This window comes from Amnibacterium sp., from assembly GCF_036559085.1.
Classification (GTDB): Bacteria; Actinomycetota; Actinomycetes; order Actinomycetales; family Microbacteriaceae; genus Amnibacterium.
In genome coordinates this window covers 1-18960 of the sequence record NZ_DATBTU010000010.1, presented here as the reverse complement: position 1 = coordinate 18960, position 18960 = coordinate 1, and the positions used below count along the sequence as shown (strand labels likewise).

Below are 18960 nucleotides of genomic sequence, written 5' to 3'. Positions count from 1 at the left end.
GTCCATCTGGTCCCACCGAGCGGATGACGAGATTCGAACTCGCGACCCTCACCTTGGCAAGGTGATGCGCTACCACTGCGCCACATCCGCGTCGCCCCTCTCGGGGCATCCAGAACTGTAGCCGATCCCACGGGGGGTGTCGAACGAGCGCGGCGGCGCGGCGTGGCCCGCGGCGCGATGATCTCGACGCGGGAACGGCTGTGGCATCATGGTCCGCGCACGGGCGATTGGCGCAGTTGGTAGCGCGCTTCGTTCACACCGAAGAGGTCGTCAGTTCGAGTCTGGCATCGCCCACCGTCGCTCCCCGCGGGCTCCCGTCCCGCCTCTCGCCAGCGCCCGTGGCCCAGGTGTGCGGGCCGCGATCTGCCGTCAGCGGGGCGCCGGCAGGCCGGCGACCAGCTGCGACGGGTCGGCGCCACCGGGCGCGGCCGCCGTGAAGCGCAGCCGGAGCGACGCGGGAAGCCCCGTCGCATCCGTTCCGCAGGCGGCGGCGAAGTGGTCGTCGGTGGTCACCGCCACCAGGCAGATCCGGCTGCTCGCATCGCGGGCCACGTAGAGGTCGGCGAGCGTGCCGTGCTCGAGGATCCGGAACGTGGAGGGGGTCAGCCGCGCCCCGACCGGGATCCTCGGCCGGTCCCGCGCCTGCTGCGGCCGGGCGAGCGCCGCGAGCACCCCGCTGCCGCCGGCCGTCGGCGTGGCGGATGTGGTCGTCGCAGCCTTCGGCGCGGGGACCGGCATGAGCGACACCCCGACTCCGGCCAGGAACGAGAGGACCAGCACGACGCCGACGACCGCCCACGGCCACCGCCGTCTCATGAGACGGCCCCCGCCCGCACGGTCCCATCGGAGGACCAGGTCGCCTCGACCTCGGTGCGCGTGTCCTTCGGGTCGTCGGTCGACGGATCCTTGGTCACGCTGAGGTCGATGGTGAGCGGCATGGCGCGGAAGTCCTCCGGGTCCGCGCAGGCTGCGGTGAGGTGGGCGTCGACGGTCACCGCGACGAGACACACCTGGTCCCCGCCCGTCCGTGCGGCGTAGAGGTCGACTCCGGCGCCCTGCAGCGTGACGAGCCGCCGGAAGGAGGTCGCGACGAGGTCGCCTTCCGGGGCCACGATCGGACGGTCGGTGATGTGGCGTGTCCGCGTGAAGATCGCGAGCGCATCGGCACCCGCGGGCCGGACGACGACCGGCGCGGGCAGCTGCGCCGGCGCGACGGTCGGCAGCACCTCGGCTCGGCTGCCGAGCGCCGGCCCGAGCAGCAGGCCGCCCGCGAACGCCGCCGCGGCGGCCGGGACCGCGAGCAGCAGCACCGGCCACGCCCGCCTGGGGGGCCGGACGGATGCCCGCGGACCGATGGCGACCGGCGCGGCCCCCGCGCCCGCGTCCTCGAGCACGGCGGCCACCACGGCGCGCAGCTCGTCCCGCTCGCGGATCAGCCGGGCGACCTCGGCGACTTCGGCCGGATCCGCGCCGGGCCGGTAGAGGGCCGCACGCCGAGCGTCGAGTCCCGCGTACGGCGACCCCTCCTCCTCGTCGTCGAGGCCGCGGAGCGCCTCGAGCGTGGGCACGCGGCCCGTCCAGCGCTCGTCGACCGCGCTGAGGAACGCCGGATCGTCGAGCGCCCGACGGTAGGGGTTCATCCCTCGCCCACGATGTGGGTGAGGTAGCGGATGTGCCCGTCCGGGCCCCAGACGACGGTGAAGAACCGGGGCAGGTAGCCCTGCTCCACGAACGGCTCCCCCGCTGACCAGCCGGACATCGACCACTGCAGGCTCACGCCGCGGCGGGCGAAGACCGCGGGCGGGACGCAGTCGGCGCTGTACTGCCGCCCCTGCTTCACGGCCGCCACGAGGCAGACGTCCCCCCCGGCGTTCCGGGCCGCGGACAGCACGGCGGGCACGTTCGGCATCACCGCGAGCCGGCGGACGCTGCCGGCGACGAAGTCGCCGCCCCGCGGAGCGTCGCGGCGATCGGTCGCGGTCTGCCGACGTGCGAACACGTCGCCCGCGACGGTCCGGAGCACCGGCAGGGCTGCCACGGATGCGGGCGGCCGCGGGACGGTGAGGGCACGCACCGCCAGGCCGCCGAGGACGGCCGCCAGGGCCGCGACGAGCAGCAGCACCGCTGCGGTCACCACCCGCGGTCCGACCTGCGGGAGCCGCGGCAGCCGGAGCGCGGTCACGGGGCCGACCGTCCTGCGGTGAGCCGCCCCGCCCGCCAGAGGGCCGTGTAGCTCTCTGTCGTGCTCGCCGGGTAGCCCGGGCCGCCGGACCAGCCGATCACCAGCCCGTCCTTCGCGACGGTCGCCGCGTCGGCGCACGCGGTCCGGTAGTAGGTGTCGGCGACGACGAGGCAGGTCTGGCCGAACCGGTCGCGAGCCGCCCAGAGGGTCACCCCTGCGGCCGGGTAGGCGGCGAGGCGGCGGAAGCTCCCGTTCACGAGGTCGGGCCCGACGAGGGCCGTGGGATGGTCTCCGGATCGCGCCGGCCTGGCGAGCACCCCGGCGGGCGCCGGGACGTCGATCGTCGCGCTGAACGACGGGACGGCGCGCGGGTCGGCGGATCCCGTCCCGGCGGCGACCGCCGCGGTGCCGGCCCCGGCCAGGGCGCCGAGTGCGGCGACGGCGACCATGCCGACCACCAGCCGCGGCGGCACCCTCCGGAGGACGGCGAGGGCCGTCGCAGGCTGGGGCGGTGCGGGCGCCGCGGGCGCCGCGGGCGCCGCGGGCGCCGCGGCCGGCTGCCGAGCCGACTCGACCGCCTCGTCGAGCGCGGGAGGAGACGGCGGCGCGACCGCGGCGAGCGCCTCGGCCAGGGCAGCGATGTCGACCTGGGTGGCATCCGGCCCGTAGACGCGCGACCGGAGGGCGCGGATCCGTGCATCGTCGGCCGCGCTCGTCGTGCCGGCCGTCGTGCCGGTCCCGGCGCCCGTGCTCACGGCGACAGTATGCGGCTGCCCGGTGGACGGCCGGCGCGGGTCAGCCGAGCGGTGACCACCAGACGAGCCGGCCGTCCGGCTGCCACCGGACGCGGGCGAACTCCTTCGGGAGCCCGTCCGCGGCGGTGAGGGTGATGCCGTCGTGCTCGAACCCGCGGACGGAGGCGCAGCGGGAGGCGGTTCGCCGGGTGCCGTCCGCGGCGATCAGGCAGAGCGCCGCGCCCTCGCCGACCGTGCGCGCGGCGAGGAAGCGGACGGCGCCGACCGTGACCAGGCGCCGCAGGTTCACGGTGTCGAGCGGCTCGAGCGCCCCGCCGAGCAGATCGGCGGCCTCCGGGGCGCGGTCGAAGACGGTGACGGCGTCCTGACCGGTCACGGTCTGCTGGAAGTGCTCGGTGAGCGCCGGCGTCACCGGGGGCGCGGCGGGGAACGTCCGTCCCAGGCCGAAGCCGGCAGCGGCGGCCACGATCGCGAGCGCGGCCGCGGCGACCACGGCCGGTCGCACGGCGGCGCGCGGGAGCAGGGACGGCGGCGGCCGCCCGGGAGCCGCCGGCGTCGGGACGGGTGCGGCTGGGTCCTGGACCGGGAGTCGTCCCAGCGCCGAGACGGCGGCGAGCCGGGAGCGCTCGGCGCGGGCTGCCGCGCACTCGTACTGCTCGAGCGCCGCCGAATCGGTCCCCGGACCGTAGAGGGCGCGGCGGGCGGTCCGCGCCAGCGCGCCGGGAGCCGGGGCGCCGCTCGGGCCGGTCTCGTCGGGCCGGTCGAGCCACCAGAGCGCGTCGAGCGGGTCGTCCTCGCCCTCGTAGGCGGCGCTGAACCGGGCGAGGAAGGCCGGATCGGTGAGGGCGCGGGCCGCGAAGCCCTGCTCCGGGCCGCGGTCGTCCGCGGGACCGGCCGCCGTCGGCGCTGCGATCCCGGAGCCATCGCGCCCGGTCACGCAAGCATGATCGCCCCGCGGGGCCCGGCAGGGAAGCGGGGCGCGGCACCGAGGTGCCGCGCCCCGCCCAGGGGTAGGGATCCGCTACACGGTCTGCGGGTCGAGCGCGTAGCTCTCCTCGCCGTGCACCGAGAGGTCGACGCCGGCGACCTCCTCCTCGTTCTTGACGCGGAAGCCCATCGTCCGCTCGAGCACCCAGCCGATGGCGAAGGCGAGGGCGAAGGAGTACACGGAGACGATGAGGGCGCCGAGGGCCTGCGCACCGAGCTGCTTGAACGAGCCGGTGTCGATGAGGCCGATGCCGGAGCCGAAGATGCCGATGTAGAGCGTGCCGATCCAGCCGCCGACGAAGTGGATGCCCACGACGTCGAGCGAGTCGTCGAAACCGAGCCGCCACTTCAGGTCGATCGAGAGCGCGCACACCGCGCCGACGATCAGGCCGAGGACCATGCCCCAGAAGGGCGTGAGGATGTTGCAGGCGGGGGTGATCGCGACGAGGCCGGCCACGGCGCCGGATGCGGCACCGATCGAGGTGGCCTTGCCGTCCTTGATCCGCTCGACGATCAGCCAGCCGAGCGTCGCCGCGGCGGGCGCCGCGAGGGTGTTGATCCACGCGAGCGCGGCCACGCCGTCGACGGCGGCCTCGGAGCCGGCGTTGAAGCCGAACCAGCCGAACCACAGCAGCGAGGCGCCGAGCAGGGTGAGCGGCACGTTGTGCGGCTTCGACATGCCCTTCGCGAACCCGACGCGCTTGCCGAGCACGATCGCCAGCGCGAGTCCTGCCGCGCCGGCGTTGATGTGGACCGCCGTGCCACCTGCGAAGTCGTTCACGCCCAGGTTGTGGACGATGAACCCGCCGTCCGTGTTGCCCGCGGTGAAGTCGAACACCCAGCAGGCGACCGGGAAGTAGACGAGCGTCACCCAGACGCCCGCGAACACCATCCAGGTGCCGAACCGGGCCCGGTCGGCGATCGCGCCCGAGATCAACGCGACGGTGATGATCGCGAACGTCGCCTGGAACCCGGCGAACGCGAGCGCGTTCAGGTTGTTCTCCGCGCCCGCGCCGCCCTTCGTGAGCAGCGGGATGAGCCCGGCGTTGGCGAAGGGGTTGCCGACAACGCCGTGGATCAGCCAGGCGTTCGCCTGGTCGGGCGTCGAGCTCGGGAACGCCATGGAGAACCCGTAGAGCACCCAGAGCACCGCCACGAGGGCGATCGCGCCGAAGCTCATCATCATCATGCTGATGACGCTCTTGGCCCGGACCATGCCGCCGTAGAAGAAGGCGACGCCGGGGGTCATGAGCAGGACGAGGGCTGCGGCCACGATCAGCCACAGGGAATTCAGGTTGACGGTGATCGCGTCCGTCGTCGCGTCGAACAGGGTCGGAGCCATGCTGACCTCGGAGCCTCTCTCTGATGCAGGGGACCCCGTCGCGACCGGCGCTTCGGGCGCACCGGCCTCGACGGGGAGTCACCGGAAGTGTCCAGGGCCGACGTTTCGCGGCGCGGCACGCCCTGTTTCGCAGGGGTTACGGATGCGCAGGCTGTGTGAACTTCGGGTTTCGCGCTCAGCGGAGCCCGGGCGTCACTCCACCGGGCCGTCGGGCGCGGTCATCGCGATGAGCCGCGAGATCGCGCGCAGGTACTTCTTGCGGTAGCCGCCCGCGAGCATCTCCTCGCCGAAGACGCGGTCGAGGGGGCGGCCCGTGGCCACGATCCGCACCTGCGCGTCGTAGAGCCGGTCGACGAACGCGACGAAGCGCAGGGCCTCGGCCTGGCCGGGCAGCGGATGCACGTCCCGGATGCCGACCGTCGAGAGCCCCTCGACCAGGCCCACGTAGCGGGCCGGATGCACGGTCGCGAGGTGCGCGATCAGCGCGTCGAAGTCGTCCACGGTCACGCCCGGACCCGCCTGCAGGTCGGCGAGCTCCGCGTCGGACGCGACTCGGGCGTCGCCCTCCAGGGCGCGCCGCCGGTAGTCGAGCCCCTCGATCCGCACGGTGGTGAAGCGGTCGGACAGGCCCTGGATCTCGCGGAGGAAGTCCGCGGCGGCGAACCGGCCCTCGCCGAGCGCGTTCGGGGGCGTGTTCGAGGTCGCGCCGATCCGCGTGCCGGTGGAGACGAGCTCGCCGAGCAGCCGGGACATGAGCATCGTGTCGCCCGGGTCGTCGAGCTCGAACTCGTCGATGGCGAGCAGCGACGAGCCGGTGAGCAGCCGCACGGCCTGCGCGTACCCGAGCGCGCCGACGAGCGCGGTGTACTCGATGAAGGTGCCGAAGTACTTGCGGCCGGGGGCCTGCTGCCAGAGCGCGGCGAGCAGGTGGGTCTTGCCGACGCCGAACCCGCCGTCGAGGTAGAGGCCGGGCCGCTCCGGCGGCTTCGGGCCGCGCCGGAACAGGCCGGCGGGCGGGCTCGTCCAATCGGCGGTGAAGGCGCGGACGGCGTCGACGGCGCCCTGCTGCGACGGGTAGTCGGGGTCGGGGCGGTAGTTGTCGAGCGAGGCGCGGGCGAACTGCCGGGGCGGCACGAGCTCGGCCGCCATCCGGCCGGCGTCGACGTCCGGGACGCGGTCGACGAGCCGGGCGGGCGCGAGCGTGTCCACGGGTTACGGCCTCCGGCGGTGAGTTCAGGCGCTGGTGCGTATCGTCGGTGTGCGGCCGTCGACGGCTGCAGCAGTGTAGAGCGCCGCGGATCCGCCGCTGCTGATCGGCGCGACGCCGGTGCCGCCGTGCGCGGCAGAATGGAGGGCCGTCCGATGGCTGCCGAGCTCGATCCGGACCCGAGGTTCCTGCAGTACGCGCACCCGGAGCGGCTCGTCTCGACCGCCTGGGTCGCGGAGCACCTGGACGATCCGCAGGTGGTGGTCGTCGAGTCCGACGAGGACGTGCTGCTCTACGAGACCGGCCACATCCCGGGTGCCGTCAAGATCGACTGGCACACCGACCTCAACCACCCGGTCACGCGCGACTACGTGGACGGCGCCGGATTCGCCCGGCTGCTCGGCGGCCTCGGCATCGCCCGCGACGCGACGGTCGTGATCTACGGCGACAAGAGCAACTGGTGGGCGGCGTACGCGCTCTGGGTCTTCACGCTGTTCGGCCACCCCGACGTGCGGCTGGTCGACGGCGGGCGCGCGAAGTGGATCGCGGAGGAGCGGCCGCTCACGACCGAGCGCCCGGAGCGCGCCCCCGTCGACTACCCCGTCGTCGAGCGGGACGACACCGGGGTGCGGGCGTTCCGCGAGGACGTGCTCGGCCACTTCGGCTCGCCGCTGATCGACGTGCGCAGCCCGCTCGAGTACTCCGGCGAGCGCACCACCGCACCCGAGTACCCGGAGGAGTCCGCGCTCCGCGCCGGCCACATCCCGTCGGCCCAGAACGTGCCGTGGGGGAAGGCCGCCGCCGAGGACGGCACCTTCCGCTCGAAGTCGGAGCTGCAGGCGGTCTACGAGACCGGTGCCGGCCTCGCGCCGGACGACGACGTGATCGCGTACTGCCGGATCGGCGAGCGATCGAGCCACACCTGGTTCGTGCTGACCCACCTCCTCGGCTACCCACGGGTGCGCAACTACGACGGCTCCTGGACCGAGTGGGGCAGCGCGGTGCGCGTGCCGATCGTCAAGGGCGAGCAGCCGGGCGAGGTGCCGGCGGCCTTCGCGGGGCGCTGAGGCGCCGGCTCTCACGACGAGTGCTGTCCGCACGGACAACTGCTGCCGCTGAAGCACGCACAGTCGTCCGTGCGGACAGCAGTCGCGGGGCGGACGAGAATGGTCGGGCCATGACCAGCGACTCCCTGCCCGTCGGCCTCGCCGAGATCCGCGACGAGTTCCTGGCGGTCGCCGTCCGCGACCGCCTGCTGCTCCTGCTCGACTTCGCCAACGACCTCCCCGCGCTGCCCGACCGCTACGGCGAGCACCCGGAACGGCTCGAGCGGGTCACGGAGTGCCAGGCCCCCGTCTTCGTCGCCGCCGAGATCGAGGACGGGGTCGTCCGCGTGCACGCCACCGCGCCCGCCGAGGCGCCCACCACCCGCGGCTTCGCCTCCGTGCTCGTGCACGGGCTCGACGGCCTGCCGGTCGAGGAGGCGCTCGCCGTGCCGGACGACTACCCGCAGACCCTCGGCCTCGGCGACGCCGTCTCGCCGCTGCGGCTGCGCGGGATGACCGGTCTGCTCGGCCGCATCAAACGGCAGCTGCGGGCCGCGGCCTGATGCGCGTCACCGGGCTCGTCCCCGCGACCGGCGCCCTCGACCTCGACGGCGACGACCTCGACGCGTGGCTCACCGAGCGGTACGCCCTGCCCGGTCACGCGTGGCTGCGGCTCAACCTCATCACCGCGCTCGGCGGCCAGATCACGGGACCGTCCGGCCGCTCCGACGACCTCGCGGACGGCATCGACCGGCCGCTGCTGAAGGTGCTCCGCTCCGGAGCCGACGTCGTGCTCGTCGGGGCGGCCTCCGTGCGCGCCGAGGGCTACACCATCCCCCGCCGCGCCCCGCTCGCCGTCGCCACCACGACCGGCGACCTGGCCGGGCACCGGTTCCCGGCGGACCTCGAGCCCGGCCGCCTGCTCGTGGTCGGCCCGGAGTCCGCGCGAGCGCGCGTCGAGGAGGAGCTCGGCGATCGGGCGCACCTGCTTCCCGCGCCGGAGGGCGGCGACCCCCGCGGCGTCATCGACGCGCTGCGGGCGGCCGGATACGGGCGGATCGTCTGCGAGGGCGGCGGCCACCTGGCGAGCGGCCTCGTCGCCGCGGGCGTCGTCGACGAGTTCGACCACTCGATCGCGCCGGTGCTCGTCTCCCCCGGCGCGCCGCTGTCCACCGGAGACCTGCCGTTGACGCACGCGCACCTCGCGGGCCTCGTGCTCGACGAGACGGACCGGCTCTACGCCCGCTGGGCCCTGCCCCGCCGCTGACGGCGCCCGGTCGGCGGCGTGCCGGACAGCGCGGCGAGCGCCGCCTCGTCGTTCGTGAGCCAGGCCCGCACCGCGCCCTCCCAGCGCTCGCGGTCGTAGTTCCAGAGCTTGGTGTGGCGGGCGGTCGTGAAGGGCACGAGCCGCACGACGTCGGGCCGCTCGGCCGCGAGGCGGCGGGAGACGTCGATCGGCGCGATGCCGTCGTCCTCGCTGTGCAGCACGAGCACGGGCACGTCGAGGTCCGCGACCCGTGCGACGACCTCGGCGCCGCGGGTGTCGAACGGCTCGTCCTGCCCCGTCAGCAGGGGGCCGAGCCGGCTGCCCACGAGCGACAGCGCGCCACGGCGCACCGGCGCGGGCAGCCGGGTCGCGTCGCCCTGGTGCAGCAGCGCCTCGGCGAAGTCGAGCACCGGCGAGTCGAGCACGACGCCCGAGATCACCGCCTGCAGCCGGGAGCGCATCGCGGTCTGCAGGACGATCGCGCCGCCCATCGAGAAGCCGACGAGCACGACCTCCCGGGCCCCCTGATCGAGCGCGTGCAGCACCGCCGACTCGACGTCGAGCCACTCGGCGTCCTCGAGCCCGTACTTCGGTGACGACGACGAGGGCGCCTCGCCGTCGTCACGGTAGGAGACGAGCAGCGTCGACCAGCCGGCCCGGTGGAACACCGGCACCGCCCGCAGCACCTCCTGCCGCACCGTGCGGCGCCCGTGCACGAGGATCGCCCAGCGCGGCGAGTCGAAGCCCTCCGCGGGCACCTCCCACGCCGGCACGACGCCGAGGGTCGTCTGGATCCGCACGTCCTCCCACGGCACGTCGAGCTGCTCCGGCGTGAGGTACACCCAGCCGTTGAAGCGGCCCTCGGTCGCGGTGGTGATGTCGCCGGCGTCGACGCCGAGCAGCTCCCGCGTCACGGCCACCGGCGTGCGGTCGAGGATGCGGCCGACGCGCGCGTGCCCGCGGCCCTCGTCGAACCAGAAGCTGTACACGCCGGGCAGCGCCGCGTCGTCGGTCGGCGCGAAGCGGATGCGGCCGGCTGCCGGATCGACCCCGAGCACCGTCGTGACGGCCGTCCGCCTGCGGCCGGGACCGACCATCCGGCGGGCGACGCCCGTGGTCATGGCGCCGGCGAACACCGCCCCGGCGACGAGCACGCTGCCCGCGGCGACGGCACCGCCGATCACGCCCGTCGGTGGACGCGGATGCGACCGCGAGCTCATCGGCCGTCCCTTCCGTCCACGAGTCCCCGAGTATGCCGGAGCCGATCCGCGCGACTCGGGAGGTGCGCCGACCCCGAACGGGTGAGGGCGTGCCGCCGCCGGTGGCCGGACCCGGTCAGGCGTCTCGGACCCCGCATAGCAGGTGCTCAGCGAGTCGCGAGCCACCTCAGGAGCCTGGCCGTAGGCTGGCTTCCGTGCCGATCGACGGAGGATCAGGGACGTCGGCGCCCTTCGAGCAGGCGCGGGCGTCGCTCGAATCCGCCCGGATCCGGGCCGATCTCGTCGTCACGTCGATCCCGTCGCCCACCCAGGTCGCCCCGTACTCGATCGCCTTGGCGGGCGACGTGCGGCAGAAGGTGCACGGCGAGGACTCCGAGCTCGGCACCGGCCGCTTCATCCTGCTGCACGACCCGGAGGGCCAGCCCGCGTGGGACGGCGACTTCCGCGTCGTCTGCTTCGCACAGGCGCCGCTCGAGGCGGAGATCGGCACGGACCCGTTCCTCGCCGAGGTCACCTGGTCGTGGCTGACGGATGCGCTCGACGCCCGCGGCGCGAAGTACACCGCCGCATCCGGCACCGCGACGACGATCGTGTCGACCGGGTTCGGCGAGCTCGCCGAGCAGGGCACGGGCGCGAAGATCGAGCTGCGCGCCTCCTGGACGCCGACCGATCTCGACCTGGCCGCGCATGTGGAAGGCTGGGTCGAGTTGCTGTGCATGCTCGCCGGGCTTCCCCCGGCGGCCGAGGGAGTGAGTGTGTTGTCCGCACGACGAGCAGGGCGTGACTGACGCCAGCGAGGAGCCGGTCGTCCGCGACGCGGCGCCGGCCGAGGCGGTCGAGGTCATCGACTCCCGCGAGGGGTACCTCGAGGCGGTCCGACGCATCCGCGAGGGCCACGGCCCCATCGCCGTCGACGCCGAGCGCGCCTCCGGGTTCCGCTACTCCCAGCGCGCCTACCTGATCCAGCTCTTCCGCCGCGGGTCCGGCACCGTGCTGCTCGATCCGCCCGCGATCGGCGACTTCACCGAGCTCGCCGAGGCGATGGCCGGCGAGGAGTGGGTGCTGCACGCCGCGAGCCAGGACCTCGCCTGCCTGCGCGAGGTCGGGCTCGACCCCGACCGCATCTTCGACACGGAGCTCGGCGCGCGCCTGCTGGGCTTCGAGCGGGTCGGCCTGGGGCCGGTCGTCGCGCAGCTGCTCGGCCTGCACCTCGCGAAGGAGCACTCCGCGGCCGACTGGTCCACGCGGCCGCTGCCGACGTCGTGGCTCGTCTACGCGGCGCTCGACGTCGAGCTGCTGATCGACGTGCGGGACCGCGAGGCGGAGCTGCTCGCCGAGTCCGGCAAGACCGCGATCGCCGAGCAGGAGTTCGAGGCGGTGCGCCTCCGCGAGACCCGGCCCGCACCGCCGGAGCCCTGGCGGCGCCTGTCCGGCGTCCACGCCGTCCGCGGGGCGCGGAACCTCGCCGTCGCCCGCGAGCTCTGGCAGGCCCGCGACGAGTACGCCAGGGCGGTCGACTCCGCGCCGGGGCGCCTCGTCCCGGATGCGTCCCTCGTCGCCGTCGCCCGTACGCCACCCGGCAGCAAGCGGGAGCTCGCCGCGATGCGCAGCTTCTCCGGTCGCGCCAGCCGGCCCGAGATCGACCGCTGGTGGGCCGCCGTCGAAGCCGGCCTCGCCACGGCCGACCTGCCGAACACGCGGGTGCCGTCCGACGCCCCGCCGCCGCCACGCGCCTGGGCCGACCGCAACCCCGACGCGGACCGCCGCCTGAAGGCCGCACGGCCCGCGGTCGCCGCGGTCGCCGAGCAGCTGAACCTCCCCACCGAGAACCTGCTGACCCCGGACACCCTGCGCCGCGTCGCGTGGGAGCCGCCCGCGGAGACCACGCCCGAGGCGATCGGCGCCGCCCTCGCCGCCCAGGGCGCCCGGCCCTGGCAGGTCGAGGCGACGGCCGACGCGATCGCGGCCGCCTTTGTCCGAGCCGCCCAAACACCCCCCGACTCCGCCCTGGACGATTCGTAGGTTCACCTCACCCGATTTGGTCCGCCGCGACGACGCGATCAGGATCGACCCTCGGTACGCGCCCGATTCCGGCGCGACCGGGAGGGACGGCGTGGATCAGCGCAGCGAGGTCGTGTTCGTCGACGGGGTTCGGACCCCCTTCGGGCGGGCCGGCGAGAAGGGCATGTACTGGGGGACGCGGGCCGACGACCTCGTCGTGAAGGCGATGGTCGGGCTGCTCGAGCGGAACCCGCAGCTGCCGAAGGAGCGCGTCGACGAGGTCGCCCTCGCCGCTACCACGCAGACGGGTGACCAGGGCCTCACGCTCGGTCGCACGGCCGCGCTGCTGGCGGGGCTCCCCCGCACCGTGCCCGGCTACGCGATCGACCGCATGTGCGCCGGCGCCATGACGTCCGTCACCTCCGTCGCCGGTGGCATCGCCTTCGGCGCCTACGACGTGGCGATCGCCGGTGGCGTGGAGCACATGGGCCACCACCCGATGGGCTCCGGCGCCGACCCGAACCCGCGCTTCGTCAGCGAGAAGATCGTCGGCACCGACGCCCTCGTCATGGGCGCGACGGCCGAGCGCATCCACGACCGCTTCCCGCAGCTCACCCGCGAGCGGTCGGACCGCTACGCGCTCCGCTCACAGCAGAAGGCGGCCGCGGCGTACGAGTCCGGCGAGATGCAGAAGGACCTCATCCCGGTCGCGACCCGCAGCGAATCCGGCTGGGGCCTCGCGACCCGCGACGAGGTGCTGCGTCCCGACACCACCATGGAGGGGCTGGCGAACCTGAAGACGCCGTTCCGGCCGCACGGCCGCATCACGGCCGGCAACGCCGCGGGCCTCAACGACGGGGCCACCGCGTCGATCATCGCGAGCGGCGAGGCCGCCGCGTCCCTCGGGCTGCCGGTGAAGATGAAGCTCGTCAGCTTCGCCTTCGCGGGCGTCGAGCCCGAGGTGATGGGCATCGGCCCGATCCCGAGCACCGAGAAGGCGCTCGTCAAGGCGGGCCTCACGATCGACGACATCGGGCTCTTCGAGCTGAACGAGGCGTTCGCGGTGCAGGTGCTGAGCCTGCTCGACCACTTCGGCATCGACGACGAGGACCCGCGCGTGAACCCGTGGGGCGGCGCGATCGCGGTGGGCCATCCGCTCGCGTCGTCCGGCGTGCGGCTGATGCTGCAGCTCGCCCGGCACTTCGAGGTGCACCCGGAGGTGCGCTACGGCCTGACCGCCATGTGCATCGGGCTCGGCCAGGGCGGCAGCGTGATCTGGGAGAACCCGCACTTCGATGCGAAGGCGGCCAAGCGGATGCAGAAGGCGGCGAAGCGATGAGCGACTCCATGGACGACCTGGCGGCTCTCGCCGTGGACGAGGTCGTGACGCACGCGTTCAGCCGCGACGTCGGGCTCCCCGACGGCGGCGTGCTGGTGCTGATCACGCTCGACAACGGCCGGGACCACACCCGCCCGAACACCCTCGGCCCGCGCAGCCTGCTCGAGCTCGAGGCGGCGCTGCTCGCCGCGAAGGAGCGGGCGGGCCGCGGCGAGATCGTGGGCGTCGCGATCACCGGCAAGCCCTTCATCCTCGCGGCCGGCGCGGACCTCAGCCAGGTGGGCGCCGTCTCGGACCGCGCGACGGCGAAGCGCCTCGGGCAGCTCGGGCACCGCGTGCTCGGCCTGCAGGCGGACCTCGGCGTGCCGAGCTTCTGCTTCATCAACGGGCTGACGCTCGGCGGCGGCCTCGAGGTGGCGCTGAACGCGGACTACCGCACCCTCGACAGCGCCGCCCCGGCGATCGCGTTCCCCGAGGTGTTCCTCGGCCTCATCCCCGGCTGGGGCGGCGCGACCCTCCTGCCGAACCTCATCGGCATCGAGAACGCGCTCAAGGTCATCGTCGAGAACCCGCTGAAGCAGAACCGGATGCTCTCCGCGCAGCAGGCGTTCGACCTCGGCATCGCGGATGTGCTCCTGCCGTCCGCGACGTTCCTCGAGCGATCCATCCAGTGGGCCGCCGAGGTGATCGCGGGCCGCACGAAGCCCGCGCGGCCGAACGTGCCGGGCCGCCTCGAGCGGGTCGCCAAGTGGGACATCGCCATCGGCATCGCCCGCAAGCAGCTCGAGCAGAGGATCGGCACCGTGCCGCTCGCGCCCTACCGCGCGCTCGACCTGCTGAAGGCCGCGAAGAAGGCGACCGACGCGAAGTCGATCGCGGCGGGCTTCGCCGCCGAGGACGAGGCCCTCGCCGACCTCGTCTCGGGCGACCAGTTCGTCGCGAGCATCTACGCCTTCGACCTCGTGCAGAAGCGGGCCAAGCGACCCGCGGGAGCCCCCGACAGGAAGCTGGCGAAGAAGGTCACGAAGGTCGGCGTCATCGGCGCCGGCCTGATGGCGAGCCAGTTCGCGCTGCTGTTCGCGCGGCGCCTGCGCGTGCCGGTGCTCATCACCGACCTCGACCAGGCGCGCGTCGACGCGGGCGTGGATCGCATCCGCGGCGAGATCGCCGCGCTGCAGGCGAAGGGCCGGGTGTCCGACGACGAGGCGAACCGGCTCGTCGCCTCCATCAGCGGCACCACCGACCTCGCCGACTTCGCGGACTGCGACTGGGTGATCGAGGCCGTGTTCGAGGAGCTCGGCGTCAAGCAGACGGTGTTCGCGAACGTCGAGCCGCACCTCTCCCCCGAGGCGGTGCTCGCCACGAACACGTCGTCGCTGTCGGTGGAGGCGATCGGCTCGGAGCTCGCCCATCCGGAGCGGGTGGTCGGCTTCCACTTCTTCAACCCGGTGGCCGTCATGCCGCTCGTCGAGGTGGTCCGCACCCCGCAGACGGACGAGGCGACGCTCGCGACCGCGATGGCGGTCGCCGGCACGCTGAAGAAGAACGCCGTGATCGCGAAGGACGCGCCCGGCTTCGTCGTGAACCGCATCCTCGCGAAGGTGCTGGGCGAGGCGATGCACGCCGTCGACACCGGCACGCCGTTCGAGGTGGTGGACACCGCGCTCGACCCGTTCGGGCTGCCGATGAGCCCGTTCGAGCTGCTCGACCTCGTCGGGCTGCAGGTCGGCGCCCACGTGCTCGACACGCACCACGCCGCGTTCCCCGACCGGTTCTTCGAGTCCGCGAACCTGCACGCGCTCGCCGACGCCGGCGTGCTGCTCGAGAAGGACGACAAGGGGAACGTCAAGGGCTTCGACAAGCGGGCGCTCGCGCTCGTGAAGAAGTCGGTGCCGAAGGGCGCGACGCCGATGTCGGCGGAGGACTTCCGCCTCCGCGTCGAGGACGGGCTCGCGGACGAGATCCACCGGATGCTCGAGGACGGCGTCGTGTCGGCAGCCGAGGACATCGACCTCTGCTTGATCCTCGGCGCCGGCTACCCGTTCCACTCCGGCGGGATCACGCCGTACCTGGACCGCGTCGGCGCCTCCGAGCGAGCCTTCGGCGACACCTTCCACCAGCCTCCGCTCCGCGGCGCGGCGAACCGCGCGGCCGCGGAGGAGCCGGCCGACGAGCCGACGCCCGCCGCCTGACCGCTGACAGCAACCAGGTGGGTTGCCACTTCTGGCCCTCCACGAGGCGATTCGAGGGCGAGAAGTGGCAACTCACGCGAAGGTGGTGAGCCGTGCGGTGAGCTGAGCGCGTGCTCGCGCGTCAGCGGATGCGGGCGTCCTCGCCCGCCTGGCGGGCGGCAGGCAGCTTCGCGCCGCGCATCTGGTCCACGATGTCGCGGGCGATCTGCTGCGGCGTGAGCCCCGCCTCCGCGAGGATCTCGCCGCGGTCCGCGTGCGGCAGGAACGCGTCGGGCAGGCCGACCTCGTTCAGCGCCGTGTCGACGCCGGCCGCGCGCAGGTCCTGGCGCAGCCGGGTGCCGATGCCGCCGACCCGCACGCCGTCCTCGATCGTCACGACGAGCCGGTGGTGGGCGGACAGCTCGACCAGGCTCGGCGCGATCGGCACGGCCCAGCGCGGGTCGACGACGGTGACGCCGATGCCCTGGGGCTCGAGCAGCCGGGCGACCTCGAGTGCCTGGTCCGCCATCACGCCGACGGCGACGACGAGCACGTCCTCGCGGGTGCCGCGGGCGAGCACGTCGACGCCGTCCTCGAGCCGCTCCAGCGCCGGGATCGCGGCCGGCACGGTGCCCTTCGGCAGGCGGAGCACGGTCGGCGCGTCCTGCACGGCGACCGCCTCGGCGAGCTCCTCCGCGAGCGTCGCGCCGTCGCGCGGCGAGGCGATGCGGATGCCGGGCACGATCTGCAGCATCGCGAGGTCCCACATGCCGTGGTGGCTGGCACCGTCGGGGCCGGTGACGCCGGCACGGTGCAGCACGAAGGTGACGCCCGCGCGGTGCAGCGCGACGTCCATGAGCACCTGGTCGAGTGCGCGGCCGAGGAACGTCGCGTAGACCGCGAACACCGGATGGAGGCCGCCGAAGGCGAGGCCCGCCGCGGAGGTGACGGCGTGCTGCTCGGCGATGCCGACGTCGATCACGCGGGCCGGGAAGCGCTCCGCGAGGGGCGCGAGGCCGACCGGGCGCAGCATGGCGGCGGTGATGCCGACGATCCGCTCGTCCTGCTCGGCGAGCCCGACGAGGTCCTGCCCGAACGCGTCGGCCCAGTCCACCTTGCTGGTCGCGCTGACCGCGAGGCCCGTCTCCGGGTCGATGACGCCGACGGCGTGGAAGCGGTCGGCCTCGTCGTTGCGCGCCGGCGCGTAGCCGCGGCCCTTCTGGGTGATCACGTGCACGAGCACCGGCAGCTCGTAGTGCTTCGCCTGCTGCAACGCCTGCTCGACCGCCGCCTCGTCGTGCCCGTCGATGGGGCCGAGGTACTTGATGTCGAGGTTCGAGTACATCCGGTCGCTGTACGCGAACCGGCCGAGGAAGCCGTGCAGGGCACCTCGGGTGCCGCGGTAGAACGCACGCCCCGGCCGGCCGAACCGGTCGAAGAGCTGCTTGGAGCCGAGCTGCACGTCGCGGTAGGTGCGACGGGTGCGCACCTCGTTGAGGTAGTGCGCGAGCCCCCCGATGGTCGGCGCGTAGGAGCGGCCGTTGTCGTTCACGACGATCACGAGCCGGCGGTTGTTGTCGTCGCTGATGTTGTTCAGCGCCTCCCACGTCATCCCGCCGGTGAGGGCGCCGTCGCCGACGACCGCCACGACGTGCCGGTCGCGCTGCCCGGTCACCTGGAACGCGCGGGAGATGCCGTCCGCCCAGGACAGCGACGACGAGGCGTGCGAGCTCTCGACGATGTCGTGCACGCTCTCTGCGCGGCTCGGGTAGCCGGCGAGCCCGCCCGACTTGCGCAGCCGCGAGAAGTCCTGCCGCCCGGTGAGCAGCTTGTGCACGTACGACTGGTGACCCGTGTCGAAGACGATCGCGTCGTGCGGCGAGTCGAACACGCGATGGATCGCGATGGTGAGCTCGACGACACCGAGGTTCGGGCCGAGGTGCCCGCCGGTCTTCGAGACCGACCGGATCAGGAACCCGCGGATCTCCGCGGCCAGCTGGGTGAGCTGGTCACGGGTCAGCCCGTCGAGGTCGCGCGGCCCCCGGATGCGCTCGAGCAGAGTCATGGTCCTCTTCACAATAGGACGGGCCCGCGCGGCCTGTGCAGCGCGAGCCCGTCTGTCAGCGGGTGTGCAGCGGCACCTACGCCACGAGCTGGCGCAGGACGAACTGCAGGATGCCGCCGTTGCGGTAGTAGTCGGCCTCGCCGGGCGTGTCGATCCGGAGCACCGCATCGAACTCGACCGGGGCCTTGCCGTCGCCGGAGTGCGCGGTCGGCACGGCCGTCACGTGCACGGTCTTCGGAGTGGTGCCGTCGTTCAGGGCGGTGACGCCGCTGATCGAGAACTCCTCCGTGCCGTCGAGCCCGAGCGACGCCGCCGTCTCCCCTGCCGGGAACTGCAGCGGCAGCACGCCCATGCCGATGAGGTTCGAGCGGTGGATCCGCTCGAAGCTCTCCGCGACGACGGCCTTCACGCCGAGCAGCTTGGTGCCCTTGGCCGCCCAGTCGCGGCTCGAGCCGGAGCCGTACTCCTTGCCGGCCAGCACCACGAGCGGCACGCCCGCCTCGCGGTAGTGCTCGGCGGCGTCGTAGATGAACGCCTGGGGCCCGTCGGCCGCGGTGAAGTCGCGGGTGTAGCCGCCCTCCACGCCGTCGAGGAGCCGGTTGCGCAGCCGGATGTTCGCGAACGTGCCGCGGATCATCACCTCGTGGTTGCCGCGGCGCGAGCCGTAGGAGTTGAAGTCGGCGCGCTCGACGCCGTGCTCCGTGAGGTAGCGGCCCGCGGGGCTGTCCGCCTTGATCGAGCCGGCCGGGCTGATGTGGTCCGTCGTGACCGAGTCGCCGAGCAGCGCGAGCACCCGAGCGCCTGAGATGTCGACGACCGGGGTGGTCTCGAGCGTCATGCCCTCGAAGTACGGGGGCTTCCGCACGTACGTCGACTTGTCGTTCCACTCGAACGTGGCTCCGGTCGGCGTCGGCAGCGTGCGCCACCGCTCGTCGCCGTCGAAGACGCTCGCGTACTCGTGCTCGAACATGTCGGTCGAGATCGAGGAGTCGATCGTCGCCTGCACCTCGGACGCCTCGGGCCAGATGTCCTTCAGGAAGACGTCGTTGCCGTCCTTGTCGCGGCCGAGCGGGTCGGTCTCGAAGTCGAAGTTCATGCTGCCGGCGAGCGCGTAGGCGATGACGAGCGGCGGGCTCGCGAGGTAGTTCATCTTCACGTCGGGGTTGATGCGGCCCTCGAAGTTGCGGTTGCCGGAGAGCACCGCGGTGACCGCGAGGTCGTTCTGCTGCACCGCCTCGGAGATCTCGTCCTCGAGCGGCCCGGAGTTGCCGATGCACGTGGTGCAGCCGTAGCCCACGAGGTAGAACCCGAGATCCTGCAGCGGGCCCATCAGACCGGCCTTCTCGTAGTAGTCGGTGACGACCTTCGAGCCGGGCGC

General features: G+C 73.6%; 17 protein-coding genes and 2 tRNA genes. 8 read left to right on the top strand and 11 right to left on the bottom strand.

Annotation, left to right across the window (positions count from 1 at the left end; all coding sequences use genetic code 11):
* Nucleotides 1-18: 18 nt before the first annotated feature.
* Nucleotides 19-90: transfer RNA gene (locus VIG76_RS00915), tRNA-Gly, on the bottom strand.
* 131 nt (nt 91-221) lie between these two features.
* On the opposite strand from VIG76_RS00915, the gene VIG76_RS00910 reads away from it, so the two are divergent.
* Nucleotides 222-294: transfer RNA gene (locus VIG76_RS00910), tRNA-Val, on the top strand.
* A 75-nt stretch (nt 295-369) separates the two neighbouring features.
* Here VIG76_RS00910 and VIG76_RS00905 read toward each other — a convergent pair.
* The 7 genes from VIG76_RS00905 to zapE form a co-directional block, all read right to left on the bottom strand.
* Nucleotides 370-816 carry a hypothetical protein gene (locus VIG76_RS00905; RefSeq protein ID WP_331950073.1) on the bottom strand — a complete coding sequence of 149 codons (447 nt, stop codon included), beginning with the start codon at nt 814-816 and terminating at the stop codon, nt 370-372.
* On the bottom strand, nt 813-1640 hold the full coding sequence (locus tag VIG76_RS00900) for a hypothetical protein (RefSeq protein WP_331950071.1): 828 nt from the start codon (nt 1638-1640) through the stop codon (nt 813-815). Before VIG76_RS00900 ends, VIG76_RS00905 begins: the two co-directional genes overlap by 4 nt.
* Entirely contained in the window at nt 1637-2182 is a 546-nt protein-coding gene (locus tag VIG76_RS00895; RefSeq protein WP_331950069.1) for a hypothetical protein, read from the bottom strand. The genes VIG76_RS00900 and VIG76_RS00895 overlap by 4 nt, the downstream gene beginning before the upstream one ends.
* Nucleotides 2179-2937 carry a hypothetical protein gene (locus VIG76_RS00890; RefSeq protein ID WP_331950067.1) on the bottom strand — a complete coding sequence of 253 codons (759 nt, stop codon included), beginning with the start codon at nt 2935-2937 and terminating at the stop codon, nt 2179-2181. Before VIG76_RS00890 ends, VIG76_RS00895 begins: the two co-directional genes overlap by 4 nt.
* A gap of 40 nt (nt 2938-2977) precedes the next feature.
* Entirely contained in the window at nt 2978-3874 is an 897-nt protein-coding gene (locus VIG76_RS00885) for a hypothetical protein (protein ID WP_331950065.1), read from the bottom strand.
* An 84-nt stretch (nt 3875-3958) separates the two neighbouring features.
* Nucleotides 3959-5266, bottom strand: coding sequence for an ammonium transporter (locus VIG76_RS00880; RefSeq protein ID WP_331950063.1), 1308 nt, complete (start codon nt 5264-5266; stop codon nt 3959-3961).
* A gap of 192 nt (nt 5267-5458) precedes the next feature.
* Nucleotides 5459-6415, bottom strand: coding sequence for a cell division protein ZapE (gene zapE / locus VIG76_RS00875; RefSeq protein ID WP_331950287.1), 957 nt, complete (start codon nt 6413-6415; stop codon nt 5459-5461).
* A gap of 213 nt (nt 6416-6628) precedes the next feature.
* On the opposite strand from zapE, the gene VIG76_RS00870 reads away from it, so the two are divergent.
* The 3 genes from VIG76_RS00870 (at nt 6629) to VIG76_RS00860 (ending at nt 8786) form a co-directional block, all read left to right on the top strand.
* Nucleotides 6629-7540 carry a sulfurtransferase gene (locus VIG76_RS00870; RefSeq protein ID WP_331950061.1) on the top strand — a complete coding sequence of 304 codons (912 nt, stop codon included), beginning with the start codon at nt 6629-6631 and terminating at the stop codon, nt 7538-7540.
* A gap of 110 nt (nt 7541-7650) precedes the next feature.
* The gene (locus VIG76_RS00865) at nt 7651-8082 is read left to right on the top strand and encodes a SufE family protein (protein ID WP_331950059.1); all 432 of its coding nucleotides are present in this window, start codon (nt 7651-7653) and stop codon (nt 8080-8082) included.
* Nucleotides 8082-8786: a dihydrofolate reductase family protein gene (locus VIG76_RS00860; RefSeq protein WP_331950057.1), complete on the top strand. Its 705-nt coding sequence runs from the start codon at nt 8082-8084 to the stop codon at nt 8784-8786. Before VIG76_RS00865 ends, VIG76_RS00860 begins: the two co-directional genes overlap by 1 nt.
* Here VIG76_RS00860 and VIG76_RS00855 read toward each other — a convergent pair.
* Entirely contained in the window at nt 8756-10006 is a 1251-nt protein-coding gene (locus VIG76_RS00855) for an alpha/beta hydrolase (protein WP_331950055.1), read from the bottom strand. The genes VIG76_RS00860 and VIG76_RS00855 overlap by 31 nt on opposite strands.
* A gap of 194 nt (nt 10007-10200) precedes the next feature.
* Here VIG76_RS00855 and VIG76_RS00850 point away from each other — a divergent pair, with 194 nt between their 5' ends.
* The 4 genes from VIG76_RS00850 (at nt 10201) to VIG76_RS00835 (ending at nt 15538) form a co-directional block, all read left to right on the top strand.
* Nucleotides 10201-10794, top strand: coding sequence for a DUF3000 domain-containing protein (locus VIG76_RS00850; RefSeq protein WP_331950053.1), 594 nt, complete (start codon nt 10201-10203; stop codon nt 10792-10794).
* Nucleotides 10787-12028, top strand: a complete 1242-nt coding sequence (locus VIG76_RS00845; RefSeq protein ID WP_331950051.1) for an HRDC domain-containing protein — start codon at nt 10787-10789, stop codon at nt 12026-12028. Before VIG76_RS00850 ends, VIG76_RS00845 begins: the two co-directional genes overlap by 8 nt.
* Before the next feature lie 91 nt (nt 12029-12119).
* Nucleotides 12120-13346 (top strand): thiolase family protein, encoded by a 1227-nt coding sequence (locus VIG76_RS00840; protein ID WP_331950049.1) that lies wholly within the window; start codon nt 12120-12122, stop codon nt 13344-13346.
* On the top strand, nt 13343-15538 hold the full coding sequence (locus VIG76_RS00835) for a 3-hydroxyacyl-CoA dehydrogenase NAD-binding domain-containing protein (RefSeq protein WP_331950047.1): 2196 nt from the start codon (nt 13343-13345) through the stop codon (nt 15536-15538). Before VIG76_RS00840 ends, VIG76_RS00835 begins: the two co-directional genes overlap by 4 nt.
* A 121-nt stretch (nt 15539-15659) precedes the next feature.
* Here the strand turns inward: VIG76_RS00835 and dxs are convergent, their stop codons facing one another.
* On the bottom strand, nt 15660-17582 hold the full coding sequence (dxs, locus tag VIG76_RS00830) for a 1-deoxy-D-xylulose-5-phosphate synthase (RefSeq protein WP_331950045.1): 1923 nt from the start codon (nt 17580-17582) through the stop codon (nt 15660-15662).
* A gap of 76 nt (nt 17583-17658) precedes the next feature.
* The coding region (locus tag VIG76_RS00825; protein WP_331950043.1) for an aconitase family protein at nt 17659-18960 on the bottom strand (1302 nt) is incomplete at its 5' end.